The organism is Cobetia sp. 4B, from assembly GCF_018831605.1.
Classification (GTDB): domain Bacteria; phylum Pseudomonadota; class Gammaproteobacteria; order Pseudomonadales; family Halomonadaceae; genus Cobetia; species Cobetia amphilecti.
The window spans coordinates 3,559,345-3,570,950 of the sequence record NZ_CP059843.1; the positions used below are offsets into that span (position 1 = coordinate 3,559,345).

The 11,606-nt window shown below is 65.2% G+C and carries 7 protein-coding genes and 1 pseudogene; 3 read left to right on the forward strand and 5 right to left on the reverse strand.

What is annotated here, in order from left to right; genetic code table 11:
- The first annotated feature begins 242 nt into the window (after positions 1–242).
- The 3 genes from H2O77_RS14675 (at position 243) to H2O77_RS14685 (ending at position 5,345) form a co-directional block, all read left to right on the forward strand.
- Positions 243–1,529: an efflux RND transporter periplasmic adaptor subunit gene (locus H2O77_RS14675; protein ID WP_215823421.1), complete on the forward strand. Its 1,287-nt coding sequence runs from the start codon at positions 243–245 to the stop codon at positions 1,527–1,529.
- Positions 1,526–4,720: a multidrug efflux RND transporter permease subunit gene (locus tag H2O77_RS14680; protein ID WP_215823422.1), complete on the forward strand. Its 3,195-nt coding sequence runs from the start codon at positions 1,526–1,528 to the stop codon at positions 4,718–4,720. The genes H2O77_RS14675 and H2O77_RS14680 overlap by 4 nt, the downstream gene beginning before the upstream one ends.
- 214 nt (positions 4,721–4,934) lie before the next feature.
- Positions 4,935–5,345 (forward strand): hypothetical protein, encoded by a 411-nt coding sequence (locus H2O77_RS14685; protein ID WP_215823423.1) that lies wholly within the window; start codon positions 4,935–4,937, stop codon positions 5,343–5,345.
- 123 nt (positions 5,346–5,468) lie between these two features.
- Here the strand turns inward: H2O77_RS14685 and H2O77_RS14690 are convergent, their stop codons facing one another.
- From H2O77_RS14690 to H2O77_RS14710, 5 genes and pseudogenes are all read right to left on the reverse strand, one after another.
- A complete protein-coding gene (locus H2O77_RS14690; RefSeq protein ID WP_215823424.1) occupies positions 5,469–6,083 on the reverse strand; it encodes a nucleotidyltransferase family protein in 615 nt (204 codons plus the stop codon).
- Positions 6,084–6,115: 32 nt separating this feature from the next.
- Positions 6,116–7,141 carry an XdhC family protein gene (locus tag H2O77_RS14695; RefSeq protein WP_215823425.1) on the reverse strand — a complete coding sequence of 342 codons (1,026 nt, stop codon included), beginning with the start codon at positions 7,139–7,141 and terminating at the stop codon, positions 6,116–6,118.
- Between the two features lie 103 nt (positions 7,142–7,244).
- Positions 7,245–9,629 carry a molybdopterin cofactor-binding domain-containing protein gene (locus H2O77_RS14700; RefSeq protein WP_215823426.1) on the reverse strand — a complete coding sequence of 795 codons (2,385 nt, stop codon included), beginning with the start codon at positions 9,627–9,629 and terminating at the stop codon, positions 7,245–7,247.
- A 133-nt stretch (positions 9,630–9,762) separates the two neighbouring features.
- Positions 9,763–10,230, reverse strand: a pseudogene (locus H2O77_RS14705) ((2Fe-2S)-binding protein); the annotation flags it as partial.
- A gap of 461 nt (positions 10,231–10,691) precedes the next feature.
- Positions 10,692–11,396, reverse strand: a complete 705-nt coding sequence (locus H2O77_RS14710; RefSeq protein ID WP_215823428.1) for a gamma-glutamyl-gamma-aminobutyrate hydrolase family protein — start codon at positions 11,394–11,396, stop codon at positions 10,692–10,694.
- Between the last annotated feature and the right edge of the window lie 210 nt (positions 11,397–11,606).

An 11,606-nucleotide genomic window follows, 5' to 3' on the forward strand; every position in this document is an offset into this window, starting at 1 on the left:
CGAGATGCCTGCACAGTGAGTTGAGCGGCAGCAGACGCAAGTGACATGTACGACAACAAGCCCCGCTGGCATTCGCCGCGGGGCTTTTGCGTTGACCCTTGCTCAAGCGCAGCAGTCAGCCAGCGCGCCATCTGCACAATTGGTGCATATTCAGAATCAAAGCGGTGTGCTCCAAGGGGCTTATCCGTCGCAGGCCGGCTCTCTAGGATGCCGAGCCAACTATCCTGAAACGGAAAATTCCCATGTCGAGACTGAACTTACGTCCGGCGCGCCTTTCTCGTATCGCTTCTTCCCTGCTACTGACCCTTGGCGGCCTTCTGGCGCTCAGTGCCTGCAGCGAGGGCAACAGTGAAGAAAACGGCAACGCGCAACAGACTCCCCCGACGATGGAAGTCGTCGCCGCCCAGTCGCAGCCGGTCGCGGCTTGGCACACCTACACTACACGTCTGGAATCTCCCCAGCGCGTGCAACTGCGCCCACGCGTGAGCGGCGAAGTCGAAGAAGTGCTGTTCACCGAAGGCAGTCAGGTAAGCGCCGGCACGCCGCTGGTGCGTCTTGATCAACGCCCCTTCAAGGCCGAGGTTCAGCGTCTGGAAGCGGATGTCGCACGCATCAAGGCTGAGCTGGCCAATGCCCGCAGCGAGTCCGGTCGCGCCGCCAGTCTGGTCAAGCGCCACCTGATATCGCGCGAGGAAGCCGATTCGCGCAGCACTACCGCCACCGGCTTGAATGCACAGCTCAAGGGCGCCATCGCCCAGCTCGAGCGTGCCCGTCTGGATCTGGACTACGCCACCATCCGCGCCCCGATCGACGGCCGCCTGTCCAATGCGCGCATCACGCGTGGCAACACCGTGCAGGCTGGCCAGAGCGTGCTGACCACGCTGGTCGAGACCCGCCAGCTGGACGCCTATATCGACATCAGCGAGCTGACCTGGAACCAGGACTTCGCGCATGTCAGCGCCGATGACCACCTGCCGGTCGAACTGCAGCTGGCCGGACAGGAAGACTTCCCCTTCCACGGTGAGCTCGACTTCATCGACAACAGTGTCGACATCGATACCGGCACCTTGCGGATCGGCACCACCTTCAATGCCGATGATCCCGCTCTGCGTCCGGGTGCCTTCGCGCGCCTGCGTATCGCCTCACCCGAAATCCGTGATGCCGTGCTGATTCCGGAACGCGCCATCGGCACCGATCTGGACCGTCAGTTCGTGCTGGTGGTCGCCAAGGACAACACCCTCGCCTACCGCGGCATCACCACCGGCCCGCGCTTCGGCCCGCTGCGTGCCGTCACCGATGGCCTGGCCGCCGGTGACCGCGTGCTGGCCGCGGGGCCTGCCAAGGCAGGTCCGGGCATGCCGATCAGCCCCAAGCTGGTCGAGATGCCCGATGACGGTGCCCTCAAGGCACTCGCCGCACGTATCTCGCGCCTGCAGCAGCAGACCGCCCAGCCGCTGGATCAGGACAACGACCAGGACGCCGCGACACTGGCCGAGGCTGACCGTCAGGCAGCCGGAGGCCGTTCGTGAATATCTCCAGCTTCTTCATCAAGCGCCCGGTCTTCGCCGCGGTGCTGTCGATCCTGATCGTCATCTCCGGGATGCTGTCGCTGTTCCAGCTGCCCATCTCCGAGTATCCGGAAGTCGTGCCGCCCACCGTGGTGGTGCGCGCCAACTACCCGGGGGCCAACCCCGAAGTCATCGGTGCCACCGTCGCCACGCCGCTGGAGCAGGAAATCACCGGCGTCGAAAGCATGCTGTACATGGACTCCCAGGCGACCTCCGACGGCAACCTGACCCTGACGGTGACCTTCGCGCTGGGCACTGACCTGGACAAGGCCCAGGTGCAGGTGCAGAACCGTGTGGCCCGCGCCACGCCGCGCCTGCCGCAGGAGGTGCAGCAACTCGGCATCACCACCGAGAAGGCCTCGCCCAACCTGACGATGGTGGTCCACCTGACCTCTCCGGATGGCCGCTATGACCAGCTGTGGCTGTCCAACTACGCGCGCCTGAACCTGAAGGACAATCTCGCCCGCCTCGAGGGGGTCGGCGACGTGCAGCTGTTCGGTGCCGGCGAGTACTCGATGCGCGTGTGGCTCGACCCGGACGCCGTGGCGGCGCGGGGCCTGTCTGCCGGTGACATCATCAGTGCCCTGCGGGCCCAGAATCAGCAGGTCGCCGCCGGTTCCGTCGGTGCCCAGCCCTCGCCTGACGACAACCAGTTCCAGCGCCTGCTCAATGTGCGGGGCCGCCTGGAGAGCGCCGAGGAATTCGAGAACATCGTCATCCGTGTCGATGAAGATGGCCGTCTGACACGCCTGAAGGATGTGGCACGTGTCGAACTGGGCGCCGACAGCTATTCGCTGCGCGCGCAGCTGGATGGCAAGGACGCCGTGGCGATGCCGATCTTCCAGCGCCCCGGCTCGAATGCCATCGCGCTGTCGGATTCCGTGCGCGAGAGCATGAGCGAGATGTCCGAGGCCTTCCCGGATGGCGTCAGCTACGACATCGTCTACGACCCGACGGTCTTCGTGCGCGGCTCCATCGAGGCGGTCATCGACACCCTGTTCGAGGCCATCCTGCTGGTCGTGATCGTGGTGATCCTGTTCCTGCAGACCTGGCGGGCCTCGATCATTCCGCTGATCGCGGTGCCGGTCTCGCTGATCGGAACGTTTGCGGTCATGCAGCTGATGGGCGTGTCGATCAATACGCTGTCGCTGTTCGGGCTGGTGCTCGCCATCGGTATCGTCGTCGATGACGCCATCGTGGTGGTGGAGAATGTCGAGCGCAACATCGAGCTGGGCCACTCGCCCATCGAGGCCACCCAGATCGCCATGCGTGAGGTGACCGGCCCGATCATCGCCATCGCGCTGGTGCTGACGGCGGTATTCGTGCCGACGGCCTTCATCAGCGGATTGAGCGGTCAGTTCTACAAGCAGTTCGCGCTGACCATCACCATCTCGACGCTGATCTCGGCCTTCAACTCGCTGACGCTGTCACCGGCGCTGTCGGCCTTGCTGCTCAAGCCCCACGGTGCCAAGCCTGACTGGCTGACCCGTGTCATCGATGGCCTGTTCGGGCGCTGGCTGTTCGCGCCGTTCAACCGCGCCTTCAGTGCGATGGCCAACGGCTATACCGGCCTGATCAAGAAGCTGCTGCGCTTCGGTGTCATCGTCGGCCTGCTGTATGTCGTACTGCTCGGCGCCACCGGCAAGCTGTTCGACAGCGTGCCCGGCGGCTTCATCCCGGGGCAGGACAAGCAGTACCTGGTCGCGATGGCCCAGCTGCCGGACGCCGCCAGCCTCGACCGCACCTCCGAGGTCATCGACGAGATGCAGGCACTGGCGCTGGACACACCGGGCGTGGCGCACACCGTGGCCTTCCCGGGGCTCTCCGTGAACGGCTTCGTCAATGCCTCCAACTCCGGCATCGTGTTCGCGACCCTGGCGGACTTCGATGAGCGTCAGTCGCCCGAGCTTTCCGGTCAGGCGATCGCCGCTCAGCTGAACCAGAAATTCGCGGGGATCGACGAGGCCTTCGTTGCCGTCTTCCCGCCGCCACCGATTCTGGGCCTGGGCACTACGGGGGGCTTCAAGTTGCAGCTGCAGGACCGTGGCAACAAGGGCTTCGATGAGCTGTTCTCCGCCGTGCAGACCATCACCGCCAAGGGCAACGCTGACCCGCGTCTGAGCAGTGTCTACTCCAGCTTCCGCATCCAGGTGCCGCAGTACGACATCGATCTGGATCGCGAGCAGGCGATGATCATGGGCGTGCCGGTGGAACGTGCCTTCGAGACCCTGCAGGTGTACATGGGCTCGCTGTACGTCAATGACTTCAACCGCTTCGGGCGTACCTATCAGGTGCGTGCCCAGGCTGAGCAGTCGGCGCGTCTCGACCCGGATGACATCCGCAACCTCAAGGTGCGCAGCGACAACGGCCGCATGATTCCGCTGGGCAGCTTCGTCAAGGTGACACCGACCACCGGCCCGGACCGTGTGATGCACTACAACACCTTCGTCAGCGCCGATATCAACGGCTCGCCGGCGCCGGGCGTCTCCAGTGATCAGGCCAAGGCCGCCATCGAGGAAGTGCTGGCCGGCAACCTGCCACAGGGCATCGGCTACGAGTGGACGGAGGTGACCTACCAGCAGGTACTGGCCGGCAACACCATGATCTACATCTTTCCGCTGGTGGTATTGCTGGTGTTCCTGGTGCTGGCCGCCCAGTACGAGAGCTGGTCGCTGCCGCTGGCGATCATCCTGATCGTGCCGATGACACTGCTGTCGGCGCTGGCTGGTGTCTGGCTGACGGGAGGCGACAACAACATCTTCACGCGCATCGGCTTGATCGTGCTGGTGGCGCTGGCGTGCAAGAACGCGATCCTGCTGGTCGAGTTCGCTCGTGAGCAGCAGCATGCTGGCCAGAGTCGTCTGGACGCCGTGCTGACGGCCTGTCGCCTGCGTCTGCGTCCCATCCTGATGACGTCGGTGGCCTTCACCGCGGGCGTGGTGCCGCTGGTACTGGCCACCGGTGCCGGCAGCGAGATGCGTCAGGCGATGGGCGTGGCGGTGTTCTCCGGCATGATCGGCGTCACCGTGTTCGGCCTGCTGCTGACACCGCTGTTCTATGTCGGTATCCGCCGCCTGGTCGAGAAACGTGAATCGCATCAGGACACTGACACGCCGGACAGCAATGGCGAGTCAGGCCGCCGCATTCATTGATACGACCATTGATACGGCCACTGAGCCATCCACTGATACGACCACTCTCCCGAGAGATCGAGAACAGCCAAACGCCACGGGGCGTCGCGGCTTCAGCAACCGCTGAAGCATTGACTCCCCGTTGGCAACACTGCCATTCCGTTCGTGGCATGTTTACTGCTCACGACTCTCGGCATAATGCCCATCAATATTTACCCACTCGGGAGCAGGTGCCATGTACGCCGATACCTTCAATGATCTGGCCCTCGAGGCCGAACTCGAAAACTTCGCGCACCGCTGGTTCTCCATGCTCAACCGCATGGCGCCTGCTATCGAACTGGCGGAACTGCTGGGCGAGGAGGCTTCCATCCAGCTGCTGGATGAAACCCTGACCGGCAGCGAGTACCTGGCCAACTGGGAGCAGCGTCGCAGCGAGCTGCTGGTCAATGGCCATGCACTCGGTTGGGTGCGTGCGCAGCGCAACAGCCTCGACAGCGCCACCCTGCGCATGGGCGGTGAGCACCGCGCCGCCATGTGCGATGGCAGCGTGTTGCACACGCATTTCGACGCCGAGTGGGTGCTCGACCTGAGCTGGGGCGAGCCGCGCATCCAGAGCATCAAGCTGCTGGATATGCGCACGCTCTAACGCGATACGCCGACAGCAAAAGGCCCCGTCACTTCAAGGTGACGGGGCCTTTTGCTGTCTGGAGGGGCCTGTTTCCAGCGCACGTGACTTCTTGCAGTTTCAGTTTCAGTTTCAGTTTCTGTCTCAGCCTCTGAGCTTCAGCATCGCTGGCGTGTCGATGTCGTGATGGATACCGGCATCACCGACTGCTACCTGACGCAGCGCCTCGCGATGTCGCGCGATCACCTCGCGCGCGCCCTCGCCGCCTTCAAGCGTCGCAAGCTCTGCCCACAGCGCCCGCCCGAACAGCACCGGATGCCCGGGGCCGCCCTCGCCTTCAAGCCTCGGTCGCACGATATGCACGCCATCGGCCTGGGCCTGGGCCTGCAGGGCATGAAAGGTCTGTGCCGTGATCTGCGCCATGTCCGCCAGCCACACTGCCGCCACCTGCACATGCGCCAATCCAGCATCATCTTCCAGCTGACGGAAGGCATCGCCGAGACTGGCACCGAGCCCATTGCCCGCCTGCGGCGCACGCCAGATTCGCCCAGCATGCTCACGTGCGAACGCCTCTCCCAGCAATGCGGCGGGGTCATCGTCCTCACGCAGCAGCAGACGCCAGTCCACCTCACAGGACATGACCCGCGACAGCGTCGCCAACAGCAGTGTCTGGCCATTTCCCAGACGCGCCTGACGCTTGTCACTGCCGAAGCGGCGACTCTGCCCTGCGGCCATGACCAAGATGATCGACTCATTCATGGGCGGCCTCACTGACTGTCTCCTGAGTGGCTTCACAGGCTCTCGCGAGCGCGGCCACGCCGGATGCGCACGATATCGGCCATCACCGCCAGCGCGATCTCGGCCGGTGTCTTGCTGCCCAGCTTCAGCCCGATCGGCATCACGATGCGCGCAATCTCCTCCTCGCTGAGACCACCGCTGCGTGCCAGCCGCTCGGCGCGCGCCGTTGAGGTACGATGCGAGCCCATCACGCCGATATAGAACGCGGGCTGGCGTACCGCCTCGATCATCGCCAGATCATCGATACGCGGGTCGTGGGTCAGCGCGACCACGGCGGTGGCGGCATGACAGCCGCCGGCGGCGATGAAGCGTGACGGCAGCTCGCGGCGCAGGCTGACGCCCTCGAGCGGCGCCTTGCGGGAATCCCAGTCGGCCAGCACTTCCTCGCGCGGCTCGCAGATGATCACCTCGAAGCCGAGGCTGACGGCGAAGGCCGCGCAGGCTTCCGCCACCGGCGAGAGCCCCGCCAGCAGCAGACGCGCCACCGGCCCGACCCGCAGCTGATAGCCGCACGCCTGGCCCGCGTGGCCATCGAGCGGCTCGACCCGCTCCCCCAGCCCGCTGTCGTGCTGAAGCGTACGCGCGCCATCTCCCTCCAGCATCACGTGCCGCAGACGCGGCGTCTGGCCCTCGAGTGCCGCGCGCAGCGCCTCGAGATGCGCGATGTCCGCGTCACAGGCCGTGAAGCGCTCGACCAGTACATCCAGAATGCCGCCACACGGCAAGGCGATTCCCGCGCCCTGATGGCCGCCCTCGCCATAGCGGATCACCTGGGCGGGCGCGGTGAACTCCCCGTCAGCCAGGCGCGCCAGAAAGTCTTCCTCGACACAGCCGCCGGACAGCGAACCACGATGCTGCCCATCGACACGCGCCACCAGCCAGGTACCCGGCTCACGCGGTGAGGAGCCGAAGGTGGCCAGCACCGTGCACAGCCAGATCGGGCGCGCGGATGGCTCGCCATCTGCGGGTGCCAGCCAGTCGATCGCCTGATGGATCACTTCAAGATCAAGGTGTTGCATCAATAATCTCTCATATCAGAAGCCTGCGCGCGGTCTGAAGACACGAAACCCGCCACCCGGGCATGCCGGAGTGGCGGGTATCAGGGTCAATCACCGGTGAGGATCAGGCCTCGCTGAGCGCGGCCTTGAGCGCCGCCGGACGCATCGGCAGGCCACGCAGGCGCACGCCGACCGCATGCTGAATGGCGTTGGCGATCGCCGGTGCGACCACCGTGGTGCCCGGCTCGCCGAGACCGACCGGCATCTCGATGCTGTCGACGAATTCGAGATCCATCTGCGGCACCTGATGCATGCGCAGCGGCTGGTAGGCGCCAAGATTCTGCGCCACCGGGCCGCCCTCGCGGTATTCGGTGCCTTCGTGCATCGCCATCGAGACGCCCCACAGGAGCGAGCCTTCCAGCTGCGCCATGGCGCCATCCGGATGCGCCAGGGTACCGGCATCCACCACACTGGTCAGCTTCTCGAGCTTGACCTCGCCGGTGGCGCGATCGACCTTGACCCGTGCCACGCAGGCCACCCAGGTCGGCATGCTGCGTTCCTGGCCGAAGCTCAGCGCCACGCCCATGCCGGTGTCTGCCGGCAGGCTGTCGCGCTCGCTCCAGCCGGACTTCTCCATCACGCGCTTGAGCACGTTGCGCAGACGCTCGGCGCCGCCGGTGCTGACCGGCGCCTTGCCGGCGTTGCGGCCTTCGGCGTCCAGCAGCGCGAGACGGAATTTGGCCGGGTCCTGCTCGGCCGCCAGTGCCAGCTCATCGATATGCTGTTCGACCGCCCACAGCGTCCAGCCCGGTGCGACGGAGCGCAGGTAGCCGGGCACGAAGGCCTCGTGGGCGACCTTGTTCTGCTGCGCCCAGACACGCTGGGTGCCGACGTTGTACCAGTGGTCCGCGCCGCTGATGGAGAAGGAATCCAGCTTGCCGCCACCTTCGATGGCTTCCGCCATGAAAGCCGGCATCAGGGCTGCCGTCGGCCAGCCGGCGGCGGCGGCGTGCTCGGAGGCCACGACACGCCCCTCGGCATCGAGACCGGAGCGCAGGCGCTGCACCGAGGGCGAGCGCACGCAATCGAAGCGGCTGTCATCGGGGCGCGTGAAGATCATCTTCACCGGACGCCCCACGGCCTTGGAGGCCAGCGCTGCCGGCACGGCGTAGTCACCGTGCAGACGACGCCCGAAACCACCGCCCAGATACAGCTGGTGATGGGTGACCTTGCCTTCCTCGAGCTCCAGCGCCTTGGTGACCAGTGAGGTCAGCAGGGACTGCTGCTGGTTGCCGCAGTGGATGTGCCAGTGGCCATCCTCTTCATAGGCCAGCGCATTGGCCGGCTCCAGCGTGAAGTGCAGCACGCTTGAGGTGGTGAAGGTGGATTCCACCGTGGTGGCGGCAGTCTCGAGCAGCGGTGCAGGGTCGCCCTGATCCACCAGCATCGAGCCATTGTCGCGGCTCGGCGAGCTGACCAGACGCTGGCCCTCGGCCTGGATCGCCGTCTCGTCGACCTGATAGCTGTCGCCCTTGCTCCACTCGACCTTGAGCAGGTCGGTGGCGCGCATGGCCGCCGAGAAGTTGTCGGCGATGACCGCAAGCCAGCCCTGGCAGATGCCGGACGGGTCCTTGAGTTCGATGGTCTGGCGATAACCGATGACCTTGCGGGCCTCGCTGTCATCGACGGCGGTGACCTTGCAGCCGAAGCGGCTCGGCGGCATCACCGGACGCGCATGCAATGTCTTGCCGACACGAGCCTCGATCTCTGCCGGCAGGGTGTAGTCGATGCCGTAGACGGCCTGACCGTTGGTCTTGGGCGGCACGTCCAGCGCGTTGCCCCTGGTGCCCAGCACGCGACGCTCGGAGGCCGGCTTGAGCTCGATGGCCGCAAGCTCCTCCTCGGAGAAGCTGCGCTCCATCCCCGCCGCGACGATCTCGCCATAGCTCAGCGACTGATCGCCACTGATGACGCGACCCTTGCGCGCCTTGCAGCTCTCAACCGCCACGCCCATCTGCTGAGCGCCCGCCTCGATCAGCGCGATACGCCCCGCCGCGCCGGCCTGTGACAGCGGCTGGTAGCTCTGGTGAACCGACCAGCTGCCGCCGGTGATCATGTAGCCCCACTTGGGGGCGCTGTCGACGTAATCGACCTTGACGCTGTCCCAGTCAGCCTCAAGCTCCTCGACCACCAGACGCGCGAGGCTGGTGGCGACGTGCTGGCCCATCTCGGACTTGGTGATATGCACGGTGACGGTGCCATCAGTGGCGATGGCGTACCACATGGTCGGCTCGAAGGCCCCGGCGGACAGCGTCTCGCTGGCCGAGCCCTTGCCGTCTGACCCGGCGGCCAGCGCCGCGCCGGACACGCCGAAGGCCAGCATGGTGGAACCCGCCACACTGCCGATCAGGAAGCCACGCCGCGTGATACCGCCGCGGCTCGAGGAAGTCTTGTGCGCGGCAGCAAGCTCGCGCTGATGCGCGGCCAGCTTGTCATCAAACCTTGCCATGAGACGTCTCCTCGACAGCAGAATGGGATACGGTGCCTGCCGTGGCACGCGGATCGAAGGTACCGACGCCGGCAGTCGCGGCCGTGGCGTCGGTCTGCTGACCGCTCACCTGGCTGGTGGCACGCTCATTGGCGATGGTGGCGGCACGCTTCACTGCGCGATGGATGCGCACGTAGGCCATGCAGCGACACAGGTTGCCGGCCATGGCGGCGGTGACCTGCTCATCGGTGGGATTGGGCGTGTTCTTGAGGAAGTCGGCGGCCTGCATGATCTGGCCGGACTGGCAGTAACCGCACTGCGGCACCTGCTCCTCGACCCAGGCCTGCTGCAGCGGGTGGTCATCATTCTCGGCCAGCCCCTCGATGGTGACGATGTCACCACCTTCGGCGGCCAGAACCGGCAGGACACAGGTACGCGCCGCTGTGCCGTTCAGGTGCACGGTACAGGCGCCGCACTGGGCGATGCCGCAACCGAACTTGGTGCCGGTCAGACCCAGGTGCTCACGCAACACCCATAACAGCGGGGTTTGCGGATCGACCTCGAGACTGACGGCCTTGCCGTTCAGAGTGAAGTTGGCCAAGGGGCTTCTCCTCAGGAGCATGAAGCAGGGGGACAGGATTGGGATACAGAGCTGGGGTACAGAGCGGCGCGACGGCACGACTCGACATGGCGTCAGTAGACTGACGCTGCGTGTGTCCGGTGTCAGGGGGCGAACGGCACGTTGCATGTCGGGCAGGCTGCGCGATTGGCATACCCCGAATGGCGAAATTCTACAGGTCACGACTCAACACCATGGTGCCAAACGGGAAACAGTGTAGTGTCGCAAGACCGGGGCATGTCACCAGACCGGGATATGGCACCCGCCATGGTAAACAGCGCATGTGACATGCATGACAGTATAGCGTTTCGCGGGGTGCGATCGGCAGTGGATTCCACGCAAGCCGGGCACGAGTCGTCACCGATGCCTGCCGGCGCTTGTTAGCTGACAGTCCCTGCCGACGCCTGATGGCTGCTGCCGGGTCCTGACGGGTCGTGAAAAAAGCGCCCTGCGCTGGCCAGGCCTCAACGCCAGTGGCGAATGAAGGCCAGCATCCATTGCGTCACCACGGCGCTGTCTGGCGCGACACTCAGGGAGGCTTCGCCCTCGCGCACGCGATGTTCGCCGATCTGTTCGCGACGCAACCTCATCAGGTCACGTGAATAGGCGGGGCTGAACTCGGGATGCCCCTGCACGCCGAGGCAGCTGCCCACCTCGATCAGATAGAAGGCGCAGAAGGCGCTGTCCGCCAGCACCCGGGCATCGGCAGGCAGGACACTGACCTGATCCTGATGGCTGACGATGAGATCCAGCCCCATTTGCGGCGGTTGCATCCAGGGGCGTTGCGCACAGACACGATTGAACGACAGGCCGACACCCCAGCCGCGTGCATGTTTCTCCACCTCGCCCCCCAAGGCCCTGGCGATCACCTGATGGCCGAAGCAGACACCGACCAGCGGCAGCTTTGCCGCATGCACGCGCCGGACGAACTCACACAGTGTCGTGATCCAGGCGAGCCCATCATTGACGCCATGCCTTGACCCGCTGATCAGCCAGCCATCGCAGGCATCCAGCTGCTCGGGAAACTCGCCATCCAGGCAGCGCCAGACGCTGAGCCGGATATCCGGGTCGCTGCTAGTGAGCAGGGCCTGGAACATGGCGGGATAGTTGCCGTGCCGCTCGATGAGGGCCGGATTGACGTCATCGCATTGCAGCAGACCGATATGCATCACTACCTCCTGAGATGGGGGGATCGACGACGTCCGCGCCACGACCGCGGCACGACCGTACGTGACAAGCAACGACTGCACTGTCGCTTCTGCTACCGTCGTTGACGTATTCGGGATGCGCCCATCCATGAGAATAAAGTGGAATATAGAGACCAAGGTCTCAAGGTGATCTTCCGCCCACAGGCAGTGGAGTCCGCAGCACAATGGTAA